The organism is Sphingopyxis flava (assembly GCF_900168005.1).
Classification (GTDB): Bacteria; Pseudomonadota; Alphaproteobacteria; order Sphingomonadales; family Sphingomonadaceae; genus Sphingopyxis; species Sphingopyxis flava.
In genome coordinates this window covers 23,809-47,534 of the sequence record NZ_FUYP01000017.1, presented here as the reverse complement: position 1 = coordinate 47,534, position 23,726 = coordinate 23,809, and the positions used below count along the sequence as shown (strand labels likewise).

Annotated in this window: 25 protein-coding genes and 2 tRNA genes; 13 read left to right on the top strand and 14 right to left on the bottom strand. The window is 63.5% G+C overall.

Going from position 1 to position 23,726, the window contains the following annotated elements:
- Positions 1–134: 134 nt before the first annotated feature.
- On the bottom strand, positions 135–1,727 hold the full coding sequence (locus tag B5X69_RS13945) for a peptide chain release factor 3 (RefSeq protein WP_079639321.1): 1,593 nt from the start codon (positions 1,725–1,727) through the stop codon (positions 135–137).
- A 77-nt stretch (positions 1,728–1,804) separates the two neighbouring features.
- Here B5X69_RS13945 and B5X69_RS13940 point away from each other — a divergent pair, with 77 nt between their 5' ends.
- Together B5X69_RS13940 and B5X69_RS13935 are read left to right on the top strand one after the other, a co-directional pair.
- Positions 1,805–2,446: a hypothetical protein gene (locus tag B5X69_RS13940; RefSeq protein ID WP_139375798.1), complete on the top strand. Its 642-nt coding sequence runs from the start codon at positions 1,805–1,807 to the stop codon at positions 2,444–2,446.
- Positions 2,447–2,567: 121 nt separating this feature from the next.
- Complete coding sequence (locus B5X69_RS13935) at positions 2,568–3,371, top strand: enoyl-CoA hydratase-related protein (protein ID WP_079639319.1); 804 nt, start codon at positions 2,568–2,570, stop codon at positions 3,369–3,371.
- Between the two features lie 89 nt (positions 3,372–3,460).
- Here the strand turns inward: B5X69_RS13935 and B5X69_RS13930 are convergent, their stop codons facing one another.
- The 3 genes from B5X69_RS13930 to B5X69_RS13920 form a co-directional block, all read right to left on the bottom strand.
- Complete coding sequence (locus tag B5X69_RS13930) at positions 3,461–4,063, bottom strand: HD domain-containing protein (protein ID WP_079639318.1); 603 nt, start codon at positions 4,061–4,063, stop codon at positions 3,461–3,463.
- A 70-nt stretch (positions 4,064–4,133) separates the two neighbouring features.
- A complete protein-coding gene (locus tag B5X69_RS13925) occupies positions 4,134–4,847 on the bottom strand; it encodes a COG3904 family protein (RefSeq protein ID WP_079639317.1) in 714 nt (237 codons plus the stop codon).
- Positions 4,844–5,407 carry a hypothetical protein gene (locus tag B5X69_RS13920; protein WP_079639316.1) on the bottom strand — a complete coding sequence of 188 codons (564 nt, stop codon included), beginning with the start codon at positions 5,405–5,407 and terminating at the stop codon, positions 4,844–4,846. Before B5X69_RS13920 ends, B5X69_RS13925 begins: the two co-directional genes overlap by 4 nt.
- Before the next feature lie 133 nt (positions 5,408–5,540).
- Between B5X69_RS13920 and B5X69_RS13915 the strand changes: the two genes are divergently transcribed.
- Complete coding sequence (locus B5X69_RS13915) at positions 5,541–5,987, top strand: RrF2 family transcriptional regulator (RefSeq protein ID WP_053553768.1); 447 nt, start codon at positions 5,541–5,543, stop codon at positions 5,985–5,987.
- 34 nt (positions 5,988–6,021) lie between these two features.
- Here the strand turns inward: B5X69_RS13915 and B5X69_RS13910 are convergent, their stop codons facing one another.
- From B5X69_RS13910 to B5X69_RS13900, 3 genes are all read right to left on the bottom strand, one after another.
- A complete protein-coding gene (locus B5X69_RS13910) occupies positions 6,022–6,639 on the bottom strand; it encodes an SDR family NAD(P)-dependent oxidoreductase (RefSeq protein WP_079639315.1) in 618 nt (205 codons plus the stop codon).
- A gap of 161 nt (positions 6,640–6,800) precedes the next feature.
- Positions 6,801–6,876: transfer RNA gene (locus B5X69_RS13905), tRNA-Ala, on the bottom strand.
- A 120-nt stretch (positions 6,877–6,996) separates the two neighbouring features.
- Entirely contained in the window at positions 6,997–7,320 is a 324-nt protein-coding gene (locus B5X69_RS13900; protein ID WP_053553765.1) for a TIGR02300 family protein, read from the bottom strand.
- A gap of 125 nt (positions 7,321–7,445) precedes the next feature.
- On the opposite strand from B5X69_RS13900, the gene aroA reads away from it, so the two are divergent.
- On the top strand, positions 7,446–8,774 hold the full coding sequence (gene aroA, locus B5X69_RS13895; RefSeq protein WP_079639314.1) for a 3-phosphoshikimate 1-carboxyvinyltransferase: 1,329 nt from the start codon (positions 7,446–7,448) through the stop codon (positions 8,772–8,774).
- Positions 8,771–9,400, top strand: coding sequence for a (d)CMP kinase (locus tag B5X69_RS13890; protein WP_079639313.1), 630 nt, complete (start codon positions 8,771–8,773; stop codon positions 9,398–9,400). The genes aroA and B5X69_RS13890 overlap by 4 nt, the downstream gene beginning before the upstream one ends.
- Here the strand turns inward: B5X69_RS13890 and B5X69_RS13885 are convergent.
- Positions 9,384–10,670 carry an adenylate/guanylate cyclase domain-containing protein gene (locus tag B5X69_RS13885; protein WP_079639312.1) on the bottom strand — a complete coding sequence of 429 codons (1,287 nt, stop codon included), beginning with the start codon at positions 10,668–10,670 and terminating at the stop codon, positions 9,384–9,386. The genes B5X69_RS13890 and B5X69_RS13885 overlap by 17 nt on opposite strands.
- A gap of 326 nt (positions 10,671–10,996) precedes the next feature.
- Between B5X69_RS13885 and rpsA the strand changes: the two genes are divergently transcribed.
- Together rpsA and B5X69_RS13875 are read left to right on the top strand one after the other, a co-directional pair.
- Positions 10,997–12,706, top strand: coding sequence for a 30S ribosomal protein S1 (gene rpsA, locus B5X69_RS13880; protein WP_079639311.1), 1,710 nt, complete (start codon positions 10,997–10,999; stop codon positions 12,704–12,706).
- 199 nt (positions 12,707–12,905) lie between these two features.
- The gene (locus B5X69_RS13875) at positions 12,906–13,184 is read left to right on the top strand and encodes an integration host factor subunit beta (protein ID WP_053553759.1); all 279 of its coding nucleotides are present in this window, start codon (positions 12,906–12,908) and stop codon (positions 13,182–13,184) included.
- 115 nt (positions 13,185–13,299) lie between these two features.
- On the opposite strand, the gene B5X69_RS13870 is transcribed toward B5X69_RS13875, so the two are convergent.
- Positions 13,300–14,067, bottom strand: a complete 768-nt coding sequence (locus tag B5X69_RS13870; protein ID WP_079639310.1) for an ABC transporter permease — start codon at positions 14,065–14,067, stop codon at positions 13,300–13,302.
- Positions 14,064–15,005 (bottom strand): ABC transporter ATP-binding protein, encoded by a 942-nt coding sequence (locus B5X69_RS13865; protein ID WP_079639309.1) that lies wholly within the window; start codon positions 15,003–15,005, stop codon positions 14,064–14,066. Before B5X69_RS13865 ends, B5X69_RS13870 begins: the two co-directional genes overlap by 4 nt.
- Positions 15,006–15,096: 91 nt before the next feature.
- On the opposite strand from B5X69_RS13865, the gene B5X69_RS13860 reads away from it, so the two are divergent.
- The 3 genes from B5X69_RS13860 to B5X69_RS13850 all read left to right on the top strand — a co-directional run bounded on the left by B5X69_RS13860 (position 15,097) and on the right by B5X69_RS13850 (position 17,174).
- A tRNA-Leu gene (locus tag B5X69_RS13860) sits at positions 15,097–15,183 on the top strand.
- Between the two features lie 32 nt (positions 15,184–15,215).
- The gene (locus B5X69_RS13855) at positions 15,216–16,709 is read left to right on the top strand and encodes an ABC transporter substrate-binding protein (RefSeq protein WP_079639308.1); all 1,494 of its coding nucleotides are present in this window, start codon (positions 15,216–15,218) and stop codon (positions 16,707–16,709) included.
- Positions 16,710–16,751: 42 nt separating this feature from the next.
- The gene (locus B5X69_RS13850; RefSeq protein WP_079639307.1) at positions 16,752–17,174 is read left to right on the top strand and encodes a DUF4112 domain-containing protein; all 423 of its coding nucleotides are present in this window, start codon (positions 16,752–16,754) and stop codon (positions 17,172–17,174) included.
- Between the two features lie 81 nt (positions 17,175–17,255).
- Here the strand turns inward: B5X69_RS13850 and B5X69_RS13845 are convergent, their stop codons facing one another.
- Both B5X69_RS13845 and B5X69_RS13840 read right to left on the bottom strand, forming a co-directional pair.
- On the bottom strand, positions 17,256–18,626 hold the full coding sequence (locus B5X69_RS13845; RefSeq protein ID WP_139375797.1) for a sensor histidine kinase: 1,371 nt from the start codon (positions 18,624–18,626) through the stop codon (positions 17,256–17,258).
- The gene (locus B5X69_RS13840) at positions 18,623–19,300 is read right to left on the bottom strand and encodes a response regulator transcription factor (protein ID WP_079639341.1); all 678 of its coding nucleotides are present in this window, start codon (positions 19,298–19,300) and stop codon (positions 18,623–18,625) included. Before B5X69_RS13840 ends, B5X69_RS13845 begins: the two co-directional genes overlap by 4 nt.
- 125 nt (positions 19,301–19,425) lie before the next feature.
- On the opposite strand from B5X69_RS13840, the gene B5X69_RS13835 reads away from it, so the two are divergent.
- The 3 genes from B5X69_RS13835 (at position 19,426) to B5X69_RS13825 (ending at position 22,112) form a co-directional block, all read left to right on the top strand.
- A complete protein-coding gene (locus tag B5X69_RS13835; protein ID WP_079639305.1) occupies positions 19,426–20,157 on the top strand; it encodes an HAD family hydrolase in 732 nt (243 codons plus the stop codon).
- 6 nt (positions 20,158–20,163) lie between these two features.
- A complete protein-coding gene (locus tag B5X69_RS13830; protein WP_079639304.1) occupies positions 20,164–21,318 on the top strand; it encodes a hypothetical protein in 1,155 nt (384 codons plus the stop codon).
- Positions 21,319–21,416: 98 nt separating this feature from the next.
- A complete protein-coding gene (locus B5X69_RS13825) occupies positions 21,417–22,112 on the top strand; it encodes an FkbM family methyltransferase (RefSeq protein ID WP_217699125.1) in 696 nt (231 codons plus the stop codon).
- Here B5X69_RS13825 and B5X69_RS13820 read toward each other — a convergent pair.
- Positions 22,109–23,062: a cation diffusion facilitator family transporter gene (locus B5X69_RS13820; protein WP_079639302.1), complete on the bottom strand. Its 954-nt coding sequence runs from the start codon at positions 23,060–23,062 to the stop codon at positions 22,109–22,111. The genes B5X69_RS13825 and B5X69_RS13820 overlap by 4 nt on opposite strands.
- Positions 23,059–23,715, bottom strand: coding sequence for a DUF6766 family protein (locus B5X69_RS13815; protein WP_079639301.1), 657 nt, complete (start codon positions 23,713–23,715; stop codon positions 23,059–23,061). The genes B5X69_RS13820 and B5X69_RS13815 overlap by 4 nt, the downstream gene beginning before the upstream one ends.
- Positions 23,716–23,726 lie beyond the last annotated feature (11 nt).

The following is a 23,726-nucleotide window of genomic DNA, read 5'->3' as shown; positions in this document are numbered from 1 at the left end:
CTAATGCATCCATTTGCTGATGGAAATGAGGGGCAAGTTTGCAACCTGGCCTGGGAATGGACAAGCCGGATGCATCAGATCGCTTCCATTATAAGATTATAACAAGTGTGTGCCCTGGAATGCGGGAAAGACGTTCATCCCGCATAGGCGAACCGACGCTCCTTGGTCGCCGTGAAGCGGATCGCGGGGTGCCGCTGGGTGACATAGCCGACCTCCCACGCATCCTTCGCCATGAACACGGGGGCGCCATCCCGATCGGCCGCGCTCGCGCCGCGGTGATCGGCCTGGAAGGCCTTGAGGGCTGCCGGATCGTCACTCGCGATCCAGCGTGCGGTGTCCCATGGCGATGCCTCGAGCCGCGCTTCGACCTTATATTCCGCCTCGAGGCGGCTGATCAGCACGTCGAGCTGCAGCTGGCCGACGACGCCGACGATCATGTTCGATCCGATTTCCGGGTAAAAGACCTGGATGATCCCCTCCTCGGCCATATCGTCAAGCGCCTTCCTGAGTTGCTTTGTCTTGGTGGGATCGACCAGCGCGACGCGGCGCAGGATTTCGGGGGCGAAATTGGGAAGGCCGGTAATGGTGATGTCGGTGCGCTCCGACAGTGTATCGCCGACGCGCAATGTGCCGTGGTTCGGAATGCCGATAATGTCGCCCGGGAAAGCCTCCTCTGCCATCTCGCGGTCCTGCGCGAGGAACAGCATCGGCCTGCTGATGGCGATCGCCTTGCCGGTCCCTCCCTGCATGAGGCGCATCCCGCGCTCGAACCTGCCCGAACACAGCCGCATGAAGGCGATGCGGTCGCGGTGCGCAGGGTTCATGTTCGCCTGCACCTTGAAGACGAAACCGGTGACCGTGTCGTCATCGGGACGCACAGGCGCAGGCTCCGCAGGCTGCGGCTGGGGGCCAGGTGCATGTTTCGCAAGCGCGGTGAGAAGGTCGACGACGCCAAACTCCTTGAGCGCCGACCCGAAATAGACTGGCGTCAAGTCGCCGTTCCGGTAGGCGTCGACGTCGAAGGGCGCATAGCAGGCCGAGGCAAGTTCGGTTTCTTCCTTAAGGTGCGCGAGCGCATCCCAACTGAGCTCGGCCGCAAGCGCGGGGTCTTCGAGCCCTGAGACACCGATGCGATCGCCTTCAAACATGCGCGAGGCATCGCCGCCTGGCTTCATGATCGCGGGATCGACAAGATCGTAGAGCCCTTCAAACTGACCGCCCATGCCCGCGGGCCAGTTCATCGGGCAGACATCAAGCGCCAGGCGATCGGCGACCTCGTCGAGCAGCTCGAATGGCGGCAGACCTTCGCGATCCACCTTGTTGACGAAGGTGATGATCGGGACCGAGCGCAGACGGCAGACCTCGAACAGTTTCAATGTCTGAGGTTCAATGCCTTTCGCTGCGTCGATGACCATCACCGCGCTGTCGACAGCGGTCAGCGTGCGATAGGTGTCTTCACTGAAGTCCTCGTGTCCCGGCGTATCGAGCAGGTTGAAGACCAGACCATCATGCTCGAAGGTCATCACCGACGAGGTGACCGAGATTCCGCGCTGCTGCTCGATCTTCATCCAATCCGACCGAGCCCGCCGCGCCGCGCCCCGCGCCTTCACCTCGCCCGCCATGTGGATCGCGCCGCCCGCGACGAGGAGCTTTTCGGTGAGCGTCGTCTTGCCCGCATCAGGGTGCGAGATGATGGCAAAGGTTCGGCGGTCGGGATGCTTGGACATGGCGCGGGCGCCTAGCAGGTGGGACGGCAGGTGGAAAGGGGCTGGCGCCGCTGCGCGAGCGGGCGCATGCTGCGGCCATGCGAATGCTTCTTCTCGCCTCCGCTCTCCTCGCCCTACCCGCCGCTGCGCAAGAGGCGCAGCTGATCGGCGCGTATCGGCTATCCGAGGGTCCCGATGCGGCGGGCGGGCTGCTCATTCAGGCGGACGGCCGATTTCAATATGGCCTCGCGGTCGGGGCTCTCGACGAACGGGCCGAGGGACGATGGGAGAGGCGCGGCGATCAGCTTTGCCTATTCACCGAGCCCAAACCCGTCCCGCCAGCGTTCGAGAAAGGCCCGCTCATTGAGGTGGATGAACAGGTGCCGACCTTGCTCGTGACCGGCCCCGATGACGACGGCGTGCCGGGAGTTGATTTCGTCATCGGTTTCGACGGCGGGGAGCCGGCGACTGGCTATACGCAATATTACGGTTGGACGATGCCGGGGGACGACAAGCGCCTTCCCCGCTGGGTCGAGGTGGGCGCGCCAATCTATGGTCTCGCCGTGCAGCGGTTCGACTTCTCCGAAAGCGACGGAGGCCGGCTGCGCATCGCCATCATCCCCAACGACATGGGCATCGTCGATTTCAAGGGCGCCTGCGTCGAACGGACCGAACAAGGCGCGGTCCTCCACCGCGCCGAGGGTGACATGCATTTCGTGCGTCTGGGCGATCCGGAATAGCGCGCGAGGCCATGGCCTGAAACGCCGTCTTGGCCGCCTTCCCCTCTTGCACTCCCTTTTCAAATGCGCCACACCTTTACGTGAACGTAAAGGTAAAGCACCCGCGAGAGGATTCTTCCCCATGACCGATGTCCCGAGTTTCGAAACGATCAAGTTCGAGGTCGCCGACCATGTCGCGACGATCACGCTCAACCGTCCGGAGCGCCTGAACTCCATGCCGCCCGCGATGGCCGACGATATTCGCGGCGCGCTTGATTATCTCCCGTTGCTCGGGGCACGCGCGCTCCTGATCACGGGCGAAGGCCGCGGCTTCTGCTCGGGGGCGGACCTCGCGGGGGACCGGAACTCGTCGGCCGTTGGCGGCGGCGCCAACAGCCGCAAGGCGCTGCGCAATCACTATAACCCCATGCTCCTCGCCCTCTCGAATCTCGACATTCCGGTGGTCGTCGCGGTCAATGGTCCTGCCGCGGGCGTCGGATGCAGCTTTGGCCTGTCAGGCGATTTCACGATCGCGGGCAAGAGCGCCTATTTCCTTCAGGCCTTCGTCAATATCGGCCTCGTCCCCGACGGAGGCTCCTCGTGGCTCCTGCCCCGTCTTGTTGGCCTCCCACGCGCCGCCCAGATGATGATGCTCGGCGAGAAGATCGGCGCCGAGCAGGCGGCCGAATGGGGCCTCATCTACAAATGCGTCGAGGACGCCGCCTTGATGGAGGAAGCAAGGGCGCTGGCGACGCGCCTTGCGAACGGGCCGACCGTTTCGCTCGGCGCGATGCGCCGCATATTGCGCGAAGGGCTCTCGCAAAGTTATGCCGCGACGCTCGATGCCGAGGCGATGGGCCAATATATCGCAGGCAACAGCGCCGACGCGGCCGAGGGCATTCTGGCATTCCAGGAAAAGCGCAAGACCGCCTTCCAAGGAAAGTAGGGGCGTTCGCCCCCGGCCAAAGCCGGGGGGCCCCGGGGTGCTGAGAAAAGGCCGCAGTTCCTGCTGGCGACCATGGGCCTGGAAGGAAGCTATTCGGCCGCACCCTCGACCATCACCTTTTTGTAGATGCTGTTCTTGGGATAGGAACAAAGGCGCATCACCATGGGCTCGAAAAATTCGAGCGGTAGCGTGTCATAGTCGGGGTCGAACGCCGGCTGATCATATTTCTCGCAGAATTCGGCGCAGGCAGCCGCATAGGGATGGTCGCGGAACCGGTCGCGCATGTCGCGGTCGAGGCCGATATAGTGGAAGAAATAATGGCCCTGGAAGATGCCGTGATGCTGGACGATCCAGTGGTTCTCTTCCGACAGAAAGGGCTTGAGGATCGCCGCTGCGACGTCGGGGTGATTGAAGGCGCCGAGCGTGTCGCCGATGTCGTGAAGAAGCGCCATCACGACATATTCCTCGTCGCGTCCGTCGCGGTGTGCGCGCGTCGCGGTTTGAAGGCAGTGCGCGAGCCGGTCGACCGGAAAACCGCCATAGTCGCCGGCAAGAAGTTTCAGGTGCTCGAGGATGCGCGCGCCGTTACGGGGCGCAAATTCCTTCTGCTCGGCCGCGATGATGTCCCAGTCTTCCTGCGTACCCTCGGTCATCGCGCGGAATGTCGCGCGCGGATGCGTCACGTCGTTCATTGGCGGCTCTCCCAATTCCAGTCGGGCAGTCTACGCCAAGCGTTGCACTTTGCAACCTTGCGCCGATCGATCAGCCGCCGGCCGGGTCGCTGCTGTCGACGCCGTATTTCAATGCCTCTTCGCGCGTCAGGCAACGCCGGGTCGACTGGTCGGGGCCGCTGCCCTTCACCGCCTTTTGCTGGTACATGACGTCGGTCAGAAGCTTGCGCGACACCCCCATCTTGATGAGGAAATCATTGTCCTCGCTTGCGAGCAACGCTGCATCCTGCTCGACATCGCCGATGAGCTCGGTGGTTGCATCGGTGCCCATTGCAACGCTCATGTCGATCGTGCTCCGGTCGCCCGTACGCGTGAACATATGGACGATAAACAATCCGCCCGGATCCACATAGCGCGGGATTCCACCCATGAAGACGAAATTGCACGCGCTGAAACAGGCCCAGCCCGAGGGAATGCGGGTCGTGATACCCATGTTCGAGCGGATAACCCGTCCCGCTGCGTTGCCCGCGCGCGCGTCGCCGCCCGGTGAGCTCAGCCAGATTTCGGTCACGTCGGGATTGGCCGCAAGAGCGGCTTTCAGCCGCTCGGGCAAACCAGGATCGACGCGCCCTTCGGCGAGCAGAATCTTGACGCCGCCGCGCTCCACAGGGGTGAGCACCATCGTCGGATTGGCGGACCAGTTGGGGTGCAGCGGACAGGTCGGATTGGCCGGATCCTTCGCCGGTGTCGCGCCGAGCGTCAACAGAGCCGCCAGGCCCAAGACAAGGCGCGCTGTCTGCTTCATGCCTGCGCCAGCGTATAGCGCGGCTGGCCAGGTTCGCGGCACATGCGCTTTGTCGCGCGCGTTTCCTCGCCATCGACGATGATGAAATCGGTGACATTGATGCACTGGCGTCCGCCCGCCTCGTCGTTGCGCGCGATGATCGTCGATGTTCCGCTCACATTCTCGCGCGTTTCGCTCGTCCAGCTAGCCGTCGATCCGACTTCCTCGCCGCGCACCGCTTCTTCGGTCGCCTTGGCCGCCTGGACCTGCTCGGCGGGGTCGAGCTTGCAGGCGATAGCGTTGGTGAGCGTGTCGCTGACTTCGGATATCGGGACATAGCTGTAGACGCCGGCCTTGCTCGCCGCGCTTCCGATCGCTTCGTTCAGGACGCCGCCGAGGATATTCCGCCCCGCCCGGCTGCCCTTCTTGCCCTTGGGACAGCCGCCATTGTCCTCGCTGCTGTCGGGGCTGGGTGTCGGCGTCGCGACCTTGCGCAGAATGCTGCCGAATTGCGCCTGCGCAGGCGTGACCGCCATCGCTGCGATCGCCGCCCAGGCGGGAATGAAATAATATCGTCTCATGCGCTGCTCCCGGACCTGTTGAGGCCTTGCTTATAGCGCGGAATCTAGTCGCCGCTGTGATTTCGATCAATGGCACAAAGATTGTCATGCCAGCCGGTTGAAATTATCGCCAAACTGGCTCAGACAACGGGCCATGCTCTCGCAGAAGACCCGCTACACCATCCGCGCCTTCCAGCACCTCGCCGACCATTGGGGCAAGGGTCAGGTGCAACTGGCCGACATTGCGGAAGCGCAGAATATCCCCCCCAAATTCCTGACCGTGATCCTGTCGGAAATGGCACGCGAGGGGCTATTGATATCGCAGCGGGGCCGCGACGGAGGCTATCAGCTCGCGCTGCCCCCGATCGATATCAGCTATGGCGACCTCGTTCGGCTGACGCGCGGATCGCTTGCGCTTGTGCCGTGCGCGAGCCGTAACGCGCACGAACATTGCAAGAATTGCCTGCCTGAAAAGGAATGCCGGATGCGCAGCCTGATGCTCAAGGTGCGCGACGATACGGCCGCGATCCTCGACAGGATCACGCTTGCCGACCCGATCCGTATGGAGCCCTTGTTCGAAACGGAAGACGCCGCGCAGTAGCGCGGCGTCCTGAATTGCTCACGATGGCCCTGGCTCAGGGGCTGACAGGCGCGTCATCATCGTTATCGGCGATGATGATGATTGCCGTGATACCGGCCAATAGACCAAGAAGGCCGATCAGCCAGCTCGAATTACCCTCAAGCTTGCTCTGACCGCTGCTCGCCGACACTGCGGAGACACCGCTATAGGCTTGCGCCGCCGAGGCCGTCACGGGCGCAGCGACCATCGATGTGGCGACGAGCGCGAGCGCCGCTTTCTTGAACAGGGTCATATGTTTCTCCGTCTGCTGGACCGTTGCGTCAGCCGAAGTAACGAACATGCGAGACACTCGATCCCCGCCGACAGCTCGCTTCACCGGCAAATCAGCACGGCACATGGCGAAGGCGGCGCGAAGATCCCGCGCGGAAAGACGGCGCGGATCGAGCCAGGCCCGATAGCCGTCGGCATTGTCCGTCATGTCGAACTGTTCACCGAACACCTTGCCCGGCCCCGCCGCGTCGATCGACGCGACCGCGGCCGCCACTTTCTCGGCATCGCGCGAAAAAAAGGCGACGTCGGCGCCCTCGGCAGCGAAAATCTTGAGCGCGGCAAGCCCCAAACCGTGCGCGCCGCCGTTCATGATCACTTTCTTGCCAGCCAGCCCGAGATCCATCGCATCCTCCTCCGTTCATCTTGAGGCGGAGAGCATCTGGCTCATTCGAGAGCGAACATCAGCAAAAATGGGAGCCACCATCTTTCCACATCCCCATGGGGTCGCAAAAGATGGCCGGCTTTCCAAGGAAAGCATTTCAATGTGATGGGAAGGTGGGAAAATGGTGGAGCCTACCGGGATCGAACCGGTGACCTCTACAATGCCATTGTAGCGCTCTCCCAGCTGAGCTAAGGCCCCATGCCATTTTTCAGGATCGCTCTGGGTCGTGCGATCGGGACGCCGCCTTTACCAGCGCGCGTCCTATATGCAAGGGGCCAAATGCATCAAGCGATGCTTTTTTGGCCCCCCGCCTTTCGGTCAGCTTTCGTCGTCCTCGTCGTCGCCGGTCGCAACGCCAAGATCGTCGTCGCCGCCAAGATCGACGTCGTTATCGGGTGAATCGCTGTCTTCGTCGACATCGACGTCCAGATCCAGATCGTCGTCAGACTCGGTTTCCTTGCTCACCTTGCCGGGCTTCTCAGCCTCTTCGAACGGCATCGGCTGCTTCGATTTGAGCACCGATTCCGGGATCCAGGCGTAGCCGCAATTGATGCAGGTAACGGGATCGTCGTTGGTCAGATCATAGAATCGGGTGGCGCATTTCGGGCAGCTGCGTTTCGTGCCCCATTCAGCTTTTATCATACAAGCCTCTTAAACAACTGAAAACAGTCAGATAATTTTGGAAGAAAATCACCACGTCGTGGCCGATCCATCAAATCGGCGTGCGCCTTGCCAGATTGTCGGGCTGCTGTCAAAAGCGCGGCGCCATGACCGATCCCCTCTCCAGCCCGCGCCGCTTTTGCGCGTCCCCGCCGCTCACCGGCCGGATCACCATACCCGGCGACAAGAGCATCTCGCACCGCGCCTTGATGCTGTCCGCGCTCGCCGTGGGCACGAGCCGCGTGACCGGACTGCTCGAAGGTCATGACGTCCTTGCCACCGCAGCGGCGATGCGCGCCATGGGCGCGCGGATCGAGCGGACAGGCGAAGGCGCCTGGGAGATCGCCGGCGTCGGTGTGGGCAGCCTGCTTCAGCCAGCGGGCGCGCTCGACATGGGGAACAGCGGCACCTCGACCCGTCTCCTCATGGGCCTTGTTGCGAGCCATCCGATCACCGTGACCTTTACGGGCGATGCCAGCCTCTCGGGGCGCCCCATGGGACGCGTCATCGACCCGCTTTCGCAAATGGGCGCCGACATAGTCGCCTCGCCCGGAGGCCGCCTGCCGCTGATGGTCCGCGGGCTCGCGCCCGCCATCCCCCTTGCCTATCGCCTGCCGATGGCCTCGGCGCAGGTGAAGAGCGCCGTACTGCTCGCCGCACTTAATACAGCCGGGATCACCGAGGTAATCGAGCCGGTCCCGACACGCGATCATAGCGAGCGCATGCTCCAGGCTTTCGGCGCCGAGCTCAGCGTTGACACGGACAGCGACGGCGCGCGGCATATCCGCATCCTTGGCGAGGCCGAGCTGAAGCCGCAGACGATTGTCGTGCCCGGCGACCCCTCGTCGGCCGCCTTCTTCCTCGTCGCAGCGCTCCTCGTTCCCGGTTCGGACGTCACCATCCTCAATGTGGGCCTCAATCCGACGCGCGCCGGCCTTATCGACATTCTCCGGCAGATGGGCGGTGACATCGCTCTGCTCGGCGCGCGCGAAGTCGGGGGAGAGCCGGTTGCAGACCTCCACGTGCGCCACAGCGCGCTCAGAGGGATCGAGGTCGACCCCGCAGTCGCACCGAGCATGATCGATGAGTTTCCGATCTTTTTTGTTGCCGCCGCGCTCGCGCAAGGACGCACGGTCACGACGGGCCTTGACGAACTGCGCGTCAAGGAAAGCGACCGGCTCGCGGTCATGGCCGCGGGGCTCGAGGCGATAGGCGCCCGCGCCGAAGAAAGCGCGGACGGCCTCGTTATCGACGGCAGCGGCGGCGAGCCCCTGCCCGGCGGCGCACTGATCGCAGGCCACCTCGACCACCGCATCTGCATGAGCTTCGCAATTGCGGGCCTCGTCAGCAAGGCGCCGGTCGAGATCGACGACATGGCACCTGTGGCGACGAGTTTTCCCAATTTCGAAGCTTTGCTCGCGGGTCTGCAGCCGTGATCATCGCTGTCGACGGCCCCACCGCTTCGGGCAAGGGCACGATCGCACGGGCGCTGGCGGCCCATTTCGGGCTGCCGGTGCTGGACACGGGCCTGCTCTATCGCGCGGTCGGCTATCAGACGCAGCTTAACCATGGCGACCCCGACAATGCCGCCGACGCGCTAGAGGCCTGCGATTTTCCCGCCAGCCTTCTCGATGACCCCGCGCTGCGCTACGAAAGCACCGGCAGCCTCGCCAGCCGGGTGTCGGTTCACGCGGAGGTGCGCCGCGCGCTGCTTCAGCGCCAGGTCGATTTTGCAAACCAGCCGGGCGGCGCGGTGCTCGACGGACGTGACATCGGCACGGTTATCGCGCCGCACGCCGACGCGAAGCTGTTCGTCACGGCAACGCCCGAAGAGCGCGCGCGTCGCCGCCACGCCGAAATGCTGGAGCGCGGGGTCGAGGTGAGCTACGAGGCCGTGCTCGCCGATGTCCACGCGCGCGACGCGCGCGATACGGGCCGCGCCGACGCGCCGCTCCTTCGCGCCGAGGACGCTTTGCTCCTCGACAACAGCGACATGGGGGTAGATGAAGCGATCGCAGCGGCAATCGCTTTCGTGAGCGAAAAGGTCAGGCGACCCAGTTGAACTCGGGCAGGCGCGCGCGCTCCGGCGCCGCGGGCGCATGATAGACACAGGTTTCACCCACCCCTTTCAGCATCTCGGTATGCGGCGGACCAAAATCGGCGCGATCCCGCGCGCGCAGCCACGTGCTTTCCGAAATCGCGATGCCATTGACCGGCGCCGTTCCTTCGAGCCGTGCTGCCATGTTTACGGTCTCGCCCCAATAGTCATAAGCCATTCGGGTCGCCCCGATCACCCCGCCGACGACGGGGCCGCTGTGGATGCCAGCGCGCAGACCCAAGTCGGTGCCCGCGACCGCCTGGAGGTCGCATACCCCTGCCAGCACGTCGCGCGCGAAGGCTATGGCGGCGTCTGCACTGTTGCCGCTCGTTACATTGCCGCCTGCGATGGCGAGATAGGCGTCGCCGATCGTCTTGACCTTTTCGACCCCGCGCTTTGCCGCGCAGGCATCGGCATGGTTGAAGAAGGCGTTGAGCACCTCGACGAGATGCCCGGGCGAGACGCGCTTTGCGAGCCTCGTGAAGCCCACCATATCGATGAAAATCACGCTCGCATCGGCATAGGCATCGGCAACCATTCGCCCGTCGCGGATCCGTTCGACGGCCGCGGGTGGCAGCATATTGTAGACCAGCTCCTCATTCTTCCGGCGCTCGGCCTCGAGGGCTTCGGAAAGTGCAAAGGCGCCCCGGCTCGAGCGATCAATCGCGAGGTTGATCGCGATCATGATCATGGCGCCGCTCCCATAGCTGAGCAGCGCGTACCACAGCCCGGCGCTATGGCTTTGCACTGGCAGGACTGTGGCCAGGAAGACCGTGAAGTCGAGCGCGAGCCACAGCAGGAAGAGCCGCGGCCGGCCCGCAAGGGCAACAGCCGCAAAGGCGCTAACCGAAAGGCGGTTGATGACGCCAACGGCATGCATGTCCTCGTGCATGTCGATGAGCTCGTCGAAAAGAACGAGGTTGATATGTCCAACAAGGAACATGATCCCGAGGAGCGCCGCAAAATCAATTGCTGGCTGCTCGATATAGGAGGGCCAGAAGGTCGAGCCGACATAAGCCCCCGCAAGAAGCAAGGTGCATCCCAAAAGCAAGGCGAGCGCCGCGGTATCAGAAAGGTTCAGGAACATCGGGTTCGCGATCGTGTAGGCGAGCGCGACGAGCATGAAGAGCACGCCGTAGATACGCACGAAGGGCAGCCGCAGTGTGCGCGCGGCAACCTGAAACCGTGCCTCGACCGTCTGATCGGCGAACCGGCCGCCTGATTCCCTTTGCATAAGATCCCCCTCGATGAGGCAGATCTATCGCCCAGGTCTTACGATGGCGTTTACCCGTCCTTTCGCCTTGCTTCTCGGGCCGTTCCCTCATATATGCGCCGCGTCCAACGGGCGATTTTGCCGGTTGCGGCGCAGCTTGGCCGCCGCTCCAAAGGAGCGTCGGGCGTGACAGGGCGCACCTGTCGCGCCCCTTTTGCTTTGCCTGCGCCCGCCGCGACGCCGTTCCCGCGGATGTCCCGACTTGCATCCGGCAGACGGGACGGATCGGCCAAAAGACCAGCGGAACCAACCGCTTGGCCGGAACAATGATGTAAGGACAAACCCATATGGCCTCTACGGCTTTTCCGACGCGCGACGATTTCGCCGCGATGCTCGATGAATCGCTGGGCGGCGCCGACGGCGGCTTTGAAGGCCGCGTTGTCAAAGGCACCGTGACCGGAATCGAAAATGACCTGGCAGTGATCGACATTGGCCTGAAGAGCGAAGGCCGCGTGCCGCTTCGCGAGTTCGCCATGCCGGGCCAGAAGGCCGATCTCAAGATCGGTGACGAAGTCGAAGTTTATGTCGACCGCGTCGAAAACGCCAATGGCGAAACCATGCTGTCCCGCGATCGCGCCCGCCGCGAAGCCGCCTGGGACCGCCTCGAAGAAGAATTCAACAAGGAAGCCCGTGTCGAAGGCGTTATCTTCGGCCGCGTCAAGGGCGGCTTCACCGTCGATCTCGGCGGCGCCGTCGCCTTCCTTCCGGGTTCGCAGGTCGATATCCGCCCGGTTCGCGACGTCGGCCCGCTCATGGACCTGCCGCAGCCCTTCCAGATCCTCAAGATGGATCGCCGGCGCGGCAACATCGTCGTGTCGCGCCGCGCCATCCTCGAGGAAACGCGCGCTGAACAGCGCTCGGGCCTCATCCAGAACCTGGAAGAAGGTCAGATCATCGAAGGCGCGGTCAAGAACATCACCGATTATGGTGCGTTCGTCGACCTCGGCGGCATCGATGGCCTGCTCCATGTCACCGACATGAGCTACAAGCGCGTCAACCATCCGAGCGAAGTCATCAACATCGGTGACACCGTCCGCGTCCAGATCATCCGCATCAACCGCGACACGCAGCGCATCAGCCTCGGCATGAAGCAGCTCGAGAGCGATCCCTGGGAAGGCGTTGCCGCCAAATATCCAGTCGGGGCGAAACTCAAGGGAACGGTCACGAACATCACCGATTACGGCGCGTTCGTCGAGCTCGAGCCCGGCATCGAGGGCCTCGTCCACGTCAGCGAAATGTCGTGGGTCAAGAAGAACGTCCATCCCGGCAAGATCGTTTCGACCAGCCAGGAAGTCGAGGTCATCGTCCTCGAAGTTGACAGCGAAAAGCGCCGCATTTCGCTTGGCCTCAAGCAGGCGCAGTCGAACCCCTGGGGCGCCTTTGCAGAAGCGCACCCGGTTGGCAGCGTCGTCGAGGGCGAAGTCAAGAACGCGACCGAGTTCGGCCTGTTCGTCGGCCTGCCCGGCGACGTCGACGGCATGGTCCACATGTCGGACATCGCCTGGGGCATCTCGGGCGAAGAAGCGCTGCACCTCCACCGCAAGGGCGAGCAGGTTCAGGTTGTCGTGCTCGACGTCGACGTCGAGAAGGAACGCATCAGCCTTGGCATCAAGCAGCTTGAAAAGGGTGCTCCCGCGATCGGCGCCGGTGCCGCAGCGGGCTCGCTGAAGAAGAACGACGTCGTCACCGTCACCGTCCTTGAAGTCCGTGACAACGGTCTCGAAGTGCAGGCAGGCGACGATGGCGCGACCGGTTTCATCAAGCGCGCCGACCTCGGCCGCGACCGCGACGAACAGCGCCCCGATCGCTATCAGGTCGGCCAGAAGTTCGATGCAATGGTTGCTGGCTTCGATCGTTCGAAAAAGCCGAACTTCTCGGTCAAGGCGATGCAGATCGCAGAAGAGAAGCAGGCCGTTGCGCAATATGGTTCCTCGGACTCGGGTGCCTCGCTCGGCGACATCCTTGGCGAGGCGCTGAAGGCGGGCAAGAAGGGCTAAACCTTCCCCCCTTTCGACAGACGGAAGACAAGGCCCGTCGAGTGTCCCTCGACGGGCCTTTTTCCTTGCCGGATATATTTTGAACGCGCCCCGTTTCATGGTAGGTTCTGCGCGCGTTGGGAGGGGTCTCACGCATCCGAACCGGCACCGACCGGACATCCCCGCCATGGCGGGACAGGCGTGATAATAGGGGAAGCACATGATCCGGTCTGAACTGGTTCAAAAGATCGCAAACGAAAACAGCGATTTGCGCCTCGAAGAGGTGGAAAAGATCGTCGATGTTTTCTTTGATTCCATCGTCGACCAGCTGGCCGCCGGCGGCCGGGTGGAACTGCGTGGTTTCGGGGCTTTTTCAACGCGAAGCCGCGACTCGCGCACCGGCCGAAATCCCCGCACGGGCGCGCCCGTCGCGGTCAAGGCCAAGAATGTGCCCTATTTCAAGCCCGGCAAGGAAATGCGCGAGCGGCTTAACGACTAAGCGGCCGGCTTTTCTCTTCCTTCATCGTGGCGCGCGGCGAAGCGCTCTCCCGCGCTTCGGGCGAGACGGCTTTGCAGCGCGCCGAACGCCCGCCGCGAGGACCGCCCCGCCTCTATCAATTCTTGAGCCGGTACCCCGTTCGGAACATCCAGAAAATCACGCCGAGGCAAAGGACGAGGAATAGCGCCACTGCGCCCATGCTCACCTCGATTGCGACATCGCCCTGTCCGAAGAAGGTCCAGCGAAATCCGCTGATCAGGTAGACGACGGGGTTGAAAAGCGTGACAGTCTGCCATGCTTTCGGCAGCATTTCGAGCGAGTAGAAAGCGCCGCCGAGGAAGGTCAGCGGATAGACAACGAGCATCGGGATCACCTGGAGCTGTTCGAAGCTTTGCGCCCAGATACCGATGATGAAACCGAAGAGGCAGAAGGTCACCGCCATCAGGATCATGAACGCCACCATCAGCAGGGGATGAGCGACTTCCACGTCGACGAACAGATGCGCGGTCGCAAAGATGATCGAGCCGACGATCACCGATTTGCTCGCAGCTGCGCCGACATAGGCAATCAGCAGTTCAAGCGGTGACATCGGCGCCGACAGCATCTCGTAGATCGTGCCCGTCCATTTGGGCATGTAAATGCCGAAGGACGCGTTGTTGATGCTCTCGGTAAACATCGTCAGCATCATCAGGCCCGGCACGATGAATGCGCCATAGGGAACCGTACTTACATCGCTCATCCGGCTGCCGATCGCAGAGCCGAAAACAACGAAGTAGAGAGCAGTGGTAATGACCGGCAGGATCAGGCTGGTCCAGAAAGTGCGGCCAAAGCGCGCCATCTCGAACTGATAGATTGCCTGGATCCCGCGATAATTCGAAATCATGCCGGCGGCTCCGCTTGGCTATTGTGCACCAGCCCGACGAAAATATCTTCAAGCGAGCTCTGCTTCGTGTTGAGATCCTTAAATCCGATACCCAGATCGCTCATCCGGCGCAGGAGCGAGGGCACCCCCGTCGCCTCGGCCTGGCTGTCAAATTCATAGACGAGCTCGTGCCCCTCGCCGGCAAGCTCGAGCCGCCATTCGCCAAGCTCAGCGGGGACGGCCTCCATTGGTTCGGCAAGATTAAGAGTCAGCGTCTTGCGCCCGAGCTTCTTGATCAGCGCGTGCTTCTCCTCGACGAGGATCAGCCTGCCTTTGCTGATCACCCCGACGCGGTCGGCCATCTCCTCGGCTTCTTCGATATAATGGGTCGTCAGGATAATCGTGACGCCGCGCTCGCGAAGGCTGCGTACCATCGTCCACATGTCGCGCCGTAGCTCGACGTCGACCCCGGCGGTCGGCTCGTCGAGGAAGAGGATTTCGGGCTCGTGGCTCAGCGCCTTTGCAATCATCACCCGGCGCTTCATCCCGCCCGACAACTCCATGATTTTCGCATCGCGCTTGTCCCACAGCGAGAGGTCGCGAAGCAGCCGCTCGATGAAATCCGGGTCCCGCGGCTTTCCGAACAGGCCGCGTGAGAAGCTGACCGTCGCCAGAACCGTTTCGAAAGCATCGGTGTGGAGTTCCTGCGGCACCAGACCGATCATCGCGCGCGCAGCACGATAGTCGCGAAGATGGTCGTGCCCGGCAACGCTCACCGCGCCCTCGCTCGGCATGACGATGCCGCACACGATACTGATCAGCGTTGTCTTGCCAGCGCCGTTGGGGCCGAGGAGCGCAAAAATCTCGCCCTTTGCGATGTCGAGACTGACGCCGCTCAGTGCCTTGTGACCGCTCTTGTAGGTTTTGCCGAGGTCGAAGATGGAGAGGACGGGTTGCATGCCCCTGCTCTACCCGACCCCTCTGGCGCGGGGAACCCCGCAAACAGCGCTTGACCTCCCCCCGTCCATCCGCTTGACGGACAATGGGTGCGCGGACGTGGCGGAACCGGTAGACGCAGCAGACTTAAAATCTGCTATCCATATGGGTGTGCGGGTTCGAGTCCCGCCGTCCGCACCAGCGGCAACAGTGGGCGCAGGAGTGGCAGACGCATGAAGGTCAGCAGCATAGGGGCGCGAGGTATCGCGGCCGCGCTGATCCTGCTCAGTCTCAGCAGCTGCGACCTGTTCAGCGAGCGCGGACCGGTCCGTATCGCCGCGATTGGTCCGTTAAACCCCGCCGCAAACCCCATGAACGGCGAATTGTCGCCGCCCAATGCCGCCCTCCTCGAGGCGACATCGCAGGGGCTCGTGAGCTATGACGGCGAAGGCCAGATCGACGTCGGCCTTGCCGAACGCTGGACGGTCACCGCCGACGGGCTGAGCTATATCTTCCGCATCCGCGAGGCCAAATGGTCAAACGGCGACAAGGTGACCGCCGAGGACGTTGCGTCGATCCTGCGCGGTTATCTGGGCCCGCGCAGCAAGCATGTCCTGCGCGACGATTTCCCCGAGATCGAGACAATCAAGGCGATGACCGACAGCGTGATCGAAATTCGCCTCTCGGTTCCCCAGCCCGACATACTCGAACTGCTTGCCCTGCCCTCGATGGCTATCGTGAATCGCGGCATGGGGTGGGGACCGATGCGGCCGAAAAAGCAGGGTAGCGCGATGCTGCTCACCCCTGTGCCCGATCCGCTTGCGGAGGATCCCGACGAGGCGGAGGCCGCGGCGGCCGACCCCGCGGCATCGATCGAACTCGTCGGGGTCACCGCCCCGCGGGCGCTCGCGCGTTTCAAGAACGGCTATGCCGACGGCGTGCTCGGTGGCCGCTTTTCATCGCTTCCCTATTTCGTTGCCTCGAACATCGGGCGGTCGCGCCTCGTTGTCGACCCGGTTCCGGGACTTTTCGGGCTCGTCTTCATGCGCGCCGAGGGTTTTCTTGCAACCGACGCCAATCGCGAAGCGCTGTCGCGCGCTGTCCGGCGCGGTCGGATGATCGATGCTTTCGGACTCGCCGAGTGGCAGCCGCAAGTGACCATTCGTCCCGCGCTCTATTCGCGCGACGGGGGCCCGGCGCCGCTCGTTCCGGCCTGGGCTGACTATGACGATGCCTCGCGCCTCGCGCAGGCCAAGCGTGTGGTTGACGCCTGGAAGGGCGGAGGCCGCACAATCGAGCCGCTCAGGATCGCGATCCCGGAATCGCCCGGCGGGCGTATTCTGTTTGCCTATATCGCGGCCGATTTCCAGCGCATCGGGGTCCCGACCCAGCGCGTCGATATCGATCGCGAAGCCGACCTCAAGCTGATCGACATGACCATGCCCAATGACGACGCGGTCTGGGGCCTGCGCCGCCTGTCGTGCCGGAAGGACACGCTGTGCAATGCCGAAGCGCAGCGCAAGATCGAGGACGCGGTTGCGGCGACGGACCCGGCAGAGCGCGCGCGCCTCATCGGCGAGGCAGAGGCGGTGCTCGCACGCTACACGCCGTTCATCCCGCTCGCGACCCCGCTGCGTTGGTCGGTCGCCTCGCAGCGGCTCACGGGACTTCGCGCAAACGGTCGCGCGCGCCACCCATTGAATCACCTGATCGCCGCTCCCAACTAGGTTTCGCGCACGCCTCTTGTGCGCGTCTGGAAAAGGACGCCAATGGCCCCCTCCACCCCCGACACCGATGCGATCTTCGATGCACTGATCCAGAACAAGCGCGATCCTGAGGCGCTCCGTAAACGGGTCGAAACGCTTGAGTTCCTGCTCGAACGCAGCTTTACCATTCCGGGCATCAACCGCCCGGTCGGGCTCGACGCGATCGTCGGCTTGGTACCCATCGTCGGCGACGTGATCACTGCGCTGATGGGCGCCTATCTGATTTGGGAAGCGCGCAACCTCGGCATGCCGAAATGGAAGATCTGGAGAATGGTGGGGAACCTCGGCGTCGATACGGCGCTCGGCGCTGTACCGCTCGTGGGCGATGCATTTGACTTCCTGTTCCGCTCGAACAGCCGCAACCTCAAGATCATCAAGCGCCACCTCGACAAGCATCATCCAGGAACGATGGTGATCGACCAGTAGTGCGAGCGGCCCCGCCCCCTGGGCTCGGACCGCAGGCGAACCGTCGGGCCTGGCGCAGGCCAGGCCAGGGAAGAAGGGGCGCTAGGCACCGCCAAGGACAAGCGTCACCACCGTGCCGGGCGCGGCGTCGCCGATTTCCAATTGCCCGTGGTGGAGCGCGACGATCGCGTTGACAAGTGCGAGACCAAGGCCGGTCCCCGGTGCTTCCGCCGTTTCGGGTACGCGAAAGAAGCGCTCGGTCACGCGGGCGCGATGTTCAGGCGCGATCCCCGGCCCGCGATCAGCGATCGCGATGCGCACTCCCTTTCTATCCCGGAGCGCCGAGACACGCACGACGCCGCCCTCACCCCCATATTTTATCGCATTGTCGAGCAGATTCGAGACCGCCTGAAAAATGAGGTTCCGATCGCCCTCGATCACGAGACCCGGTTCAACTTCGCTCTCGATGCGCTGCCCGCGCGCCTCCGCCTCGGGCATGTGGAATTCGATCGCGTCGGCGAGGAGTAGCGTGAGGTCGATCGACTTCATCCCGGCAAGATGCCGACCGCTTTCGATCCGCGCGATGCGTAGCAGCGCGTCGAAGATCGACTGCAGCCGCTCCGCCTCGGCGAGCGCCTGGTCGGTCAGGCGCTCGCGCTCCGCAGCGCTCCCGGCGCCGCGCAGCTCATCAAGATCCGCGTGAAGGCGCGCGAGCGGTGTGCGCAGCTCGTGCGCGACATTGTCGGACACTCGCCGCACCGATTCGACCGACTCTTCGATTCGCCCGAGCATCATGTTGAGCGCCGCCGCTAGCTCGTCGAAGTCGTCGCCAGTGCCGCGCAGCGGAATACGTTCGGTCAGGCTTCCGGACATGACCCGGCGCGCTGTGCGTGTCACCGCGTCGATCCGCTGGCCCACCGCCCCGCTCATCGCGAGGCTACCAGCGATCGCGAGACACGCTGCAACCAGGATCAGCCAAGCCGATCCAATGGTGAAGAGTTCATCGCGGTCGTCGATGCTTTCGACGTCGCGGCCGACGACAAGCCGCGCCCCGTCGTCGAGCCGGTTCTCAACGACCAGCGCCTCATAATCATGCTCCTGGCCCGCCTGGTAAATGTCGGCCTCGAGAAGCGTCCAGCCGGAAATGGGATCGTGCGGCCAACTCGGCAGATTGGCGAGGATTGGTTCCCCATCGGGCGCGATGAGCGCATGAAACGGCTTCTTCGGGCCCGTCGACTGGCGCTCCACCAGCGCCCGGATCAGCGCATCGCGTCCGCCCGCGCGATCGATCGCGGCAAGGCTCCCCATTTCGCGACGCACGGCCTGCGCTTCCCGTTGCAAGGGCCGATAGACCGCCATCCAGTAAGCGGCTGCGAACATGAGCGCGGTCGACGTCAGGAATAGGGCGACATATATGACGCCAAGTCGAAGCGTGAGGCTGCGCCGCAGCCGCCCCAAACCGCGCGCACTCACCTGCCAGCCTGCATGACATAGCCAGTACCGCGCACCGTATGGATGAGCGGCGCGCCAAAGCCGCGGTCAACCTTCTGCCGCAGGCGGCTCACATGCTGGTCGATGATGTTGGTCTGGGGATCGAAATGATAATCCCACACATGCTCCAGCAGCATCGAGCGCGTCACCACTCGACCCTCATTTTGCGCGAGATAGGCAAGGATGCGAAACTCACGCGCGGTGAGGTCGACGGGCCTGCCGCCGCGCCGCACGACCTGACCCAAAAGGTCGATTTCGAGATCACCGACACCGAGCCTTGTCTCGGCAATGATCGCAGGCCCGCGGCGGCTGAGTACGTCGATGCGCGCGAGAAGCTCGGACATGGCAAAGGGCTTTGTCAGATAATCGTCGCCGCCCGCCCGCAACCCCGCGACGCGCTCGTCGACTTCAGCGAGAGCACTGAGGAAGAGCACCGGCGTCGTATCGCCCGTCGCGCGGATTGTCTGGACAATCGTCAACCCGTCGACATTGGGGAGCATCCGGTCGACCACGATAAGATCATAGCTCTCGGTCGCCGCACGCAGCAAGCCCGCGCGCCCGTCGCTCTCGACATCGACCAGATGGCCGGCCGACCTCAGCCCCTTGCCGATATGCTCCGCGACGCGCGCATCGTCCTCGATCACCAGGATGTGCATGGTCCCACGATAATCGTAGAACGCGCGCCGGGCCATCCATTCGGCGAAGATGTCGAAAAACAAATGAAGGCGTCATCGCCGCGTCACGTCGCGCTGTCATCATAGCAGTCTCGAAGGAGCATGCGATGGCACGGCCACAGCGAAAAGTCGAAGCCGCCCCCCAGCCGGCCGCACGCCCCATGGGCCTGTCGATCTTCGACCTCGACCGCACACTTACGATCCAGCCGACCTACAGCCGCTTCCTCTTGTTCGCCGCGCGCCACCGCGCGCCATGGCGCCTCCTTCTCGTGCCGCTCTTGGTTCCCGTCGCGCTACTCTATGCGGTGAAGCTCATCTCCCGTCGGACGATGAAGGAAGCAATGCACGGGGTCGCGCTCGGGCGGAGGCTGCCGCAGCGCGACGCCGTGCGCCTTGCCGACCGCTTCGCGCGCGATCTGATCGCGCGCGGCCTTTACCCCGAGGGCATCGCGCGGATCGAGCGCGAACGCGCTTCAGGGCGCCGCATCGTCATCGCGAGCGCAGCGCCGCACCTCTATGTCGCCGCGCTCGCGCGCCGGCTTGGCGTTGCCGACGTGATCGCCACAGCCTCGACATGGCGCGGTGGCTGCCTGACGCCCGCCATTGATGGCACGAATTGCTATGGCGCCGACAAGAAGGGGCGCATCGAGGCGTTTCTCGCCGCCGCAGGTATCGCGCGCGAAATGGCGCATATACGCTTCTTTTCGGATCATATTTCCGACCTCCCCGTCTTCGAACTTGCGGACGAGGCAATTGCGGTGAACCCATCGCGCGCGCTCCGCGCGACCGCGACCGAGCGCCGCTGGTCAATTCTTGACTGGAGGGGTGCCGCGCGCTGACCTCCCATGCACATCGGGTTCCTCTTCAACCACAGCGGCGGACACCAGGTCGCGCACGCTCTTCCCGTCGCACTCGCGCTGCTCGCCCGCGGAAGCAATACGCGCGTTAGCATCCTCGTCTCCGAAGGCTGTGAAGACGAGGTGCGCCGCCTTGCGGCCGAGAGCAACGGACCGGTCCCCGAAATAATACGCCTTCGCCCGCCGTCTGCAATATCGCGTGCAGCGAACCTGGCAACGGGCCGCGCCCTTCCTGCCGACATCGTCTCGACCCTCAACCGAAACCTCGACCGCTTCCGCGCGCTCGACGCGCTGGTGGTTCCCGAAAAGACATCGCTGCTTCTTAAAACTCTTTTCGGGCTGAAATCGCTCAAACTCGTCCACACCCGTCACGGCGCAGGCGACCGCGCGATCGGCTTCGACAAGGCGAGCGGCCGGTTCGACCTCGTTCTTCTATCGGGGGAGAAAATCCGCGACCGGCTCGCGCAGGCGGAACTGCTCAAGGACGACGGCTATGCAATCGTGGGTTATCCGAAATTCGACCTGCCACCGCGCACTGGCGGGCCGCGGCTCTTCCCGAAGGATCGGCCGACGGTCCTCTATAACCCGCACCCATCGCCGGCGCTCTCCTCCTGGTATGCGATAGGACCGCAGCTTCTCGACTGGTTCGCGGCGCAGGACCGCTACAATCTCATCTTCGCGCCGCATATCATGCTGTTCAAGAAGCGCCTGACAGCCTCGCTTTCGCCTTTTGCGCTCGGCTGGAACTACGGCCCGCGCCCCGACCATTATGAACATGACCATATTTTGATCGACACGGGTAGCCCGGCCTGTCTCGACATGACCTATACCAACGCCGCCGACATTTATATCGGCGATGCAAGTAGCCAGGTCTACGAGTTCATCCGGCGACCGCGCCCCTGTTTCTTCCTCAATCCCCGGCGCCTGCGATGGGAGGGCGACCCCGATTTTGCACATTGGCGCGCGGGGTCCGTTCTCGAGACGGTCAAAGACCTCGACACTGCGCTCGCTGAAACACCGCGGCTCACGGCAGCCATGTACGACCGGCAGAGCGAGATGTTTCGTTACAGTTTCGACCTTGATGAGCGGCCTTCATCCGAGCGTGCGGCCGAGGCGATCCTTTCCTACATGGCGCGCGCCTAATCATGGGCGGGGCGCCTCAGCAACCCTCGGCGGTCGCCGCATTCCTCAACTACGCTGTGCGAAAGACGCTGCACAAGACGTGGGTTCGGGCGCGCTCCATGCTTCCTCGAGCGGACACCGACGGCGTCGTGACGTCACGCTATGGCGTGAAAATGCGGGCGAATTGGGACGACCGCACGTTCCAATATTGCCAGGCCGCAACCTATGGCCGCAACCTTTCGGATTTTCTCGCGGCACAGGAAGGGCGCTTCGTCTTCGTCGACATCGGCGCCAATCAAGGTCTCTACAGCCTGCTCGCTGCACAAAACCCGGCGTGCGTGGCTGCTATCGCCTTCGAGCCCGTGGCCGCGACCTTCGCGCTGCTCTGCGACAATATCGCCCTCAACAGGCGCAACGGTCGGATCAGGCCCGTCCACGCAGCGGTCTCACTCCACTCGGGAATGGCCTCGATTGCAACCGACAGGGCGCATAGCGGCACTGCAAGCCTGCGAGGCACCGCGCCGCGTTCCGCGGCGGGGGAAGAAATCAGTATCCTCGGCATCGCCGGGGTCGATGCGCTTCTCGAAGGCGAGGAGCCGCTCATCGTCAAGATCGACGTGGAGGGCCATGAAGAAATCGTTGTTGAGGCGCTCTCGGCGTCGCGGCACCGTGACCGACTGGCCGCCATCTTCTACGAAGTCGACAGCCGCTGGACCGACGCTGGCGCGATCGAAGCGCGCCTTCGCGCCGCAGGCTTTGCCCGTTTCGACCGCTTCGGCTTCGGCCGGCATTATGACGTGCTTGCGCGCCGTTAATAGCTCCAGCCTGGCTGGATCACCGCATCGGCCGCCTTTTCGGGCCGGACATAGACCGAGCTGATCTGCGGCACCGCCTCGCGCAGCTTGCTCTCGATGTCCTCGATCAGCGTTTCGCCCGCTCCCATGCTGATTGTGTCGTCGAAGTCCGCGCTGATCGCGACGAAGATCTCGTCGGGCGCGCTGTGGAGGGTGCGGACATGATTGACGGTGACAATGCCCGGACAGTGCGCGACAATCTCCCTTATGGTCGCGATCAGCTCGGGGTCGGCGCTTTCGCCGATCAAGAGACCCTTGGCTTCGCGCGCGAGGAGCGCTGCGACGACCGCGAGGATGACGCCGATGATGATCGACGCCGCGCCATCGATTCGCGCATCACCCGTCGCATGGCTCAGATAAACGCCGGCCGCGGCCACGATCAGCCCGGCAAGCGCAGCACTGTCCTCGAAGAGCACGATGAACCCCGAGGGGTCTTTTGATCGCCGCACGGCCTGCCACCAGCTCGCCCTGCCCCGCGCCGCCCGGAATGCGCGTACCGCGATCGTCCATGATGCGCCTTCAAGGAGGAATGCGATGGCGAGCACGATATAATTGATCGTCGGATCGCGGAGCGGCTCCGGGTGGGCGATATGCGTCCATCCCTCGTAAAGCGAGACGCCGGAGCCGATTGCGAAGATCAGGATCGCGACCACGAACGCCCAGAAATAAAGCTCGCGGCCATAACCGAAGGGATGGCTCGCGTCGGGCGGCTGCGTGGCCTTGGCCTGGCCATAGAGGAGCAATATCTGGTTGCCGCTGTCGACAAGCGAGTGCACGCCTTCGGAAATCATCGACGAGGATCCGCTGATTGCCGCCGCCACGAATTTTGCGGCCGCGATGCCAAGATTTGCAAGCAGCGCGCCGTAGAGGACGATGTTTGCCTTGATGTGGGGGATCAGCCGCGCGCTCATTCGCCGGTTTGCGTGTGGGGGGCTGCGACCGGCTTCGATTCAGGCGACTCGCGCTGGCGAAGGAATATGGAGAGCAGGACGAGCACGGCGGTCGAGAGAAATTCGCTTTGCCAGTTCTGGAAGGACTCAAACCAGAGCTGCGGACTGCCAAGGTGGGCGATCAACGTCGGAGCCACTTCGCCATGCTCGATGGCCTCTTCGACGGCCGCTTTTGCGCTTTGCGTCCAGTGAAGAACAAAAGACATGAGGAACAAGAGCGCCAACGCGATCCCGAGCGAGCGCGCGTAGAGGGCGCGCGCGAGACGCCCAGCACGAAGAGCAGCCGGCGCCGCGGGTTTAAGCCCCTGCGCTGCAAGGTCGCGGTCTCGCGGCGGCGCGTCGGGGTCCTTCGATTCCGAGGAGCCGCGCTGAACGAGAATTGCAGTGAGGACGACATAGGCCGACATCTGGAGGAACTCGCTCTCCCAATTCTCGAATACACTCGAGAGGAATTCGGGACTTATTGTGTAGGCACCAAGCGACAGCGCTGCCTGCCCATGCCGGACGGCATCTTCTGTCGCGACATGCCAGCCGGCTATCCAGTGTCCAGCGATGCTCCCCGCGAACAGCAGCATCAGGGCGATCGTCAGGCTATTGTCGCGAATGAGGCGCATGCGAGAAGCTC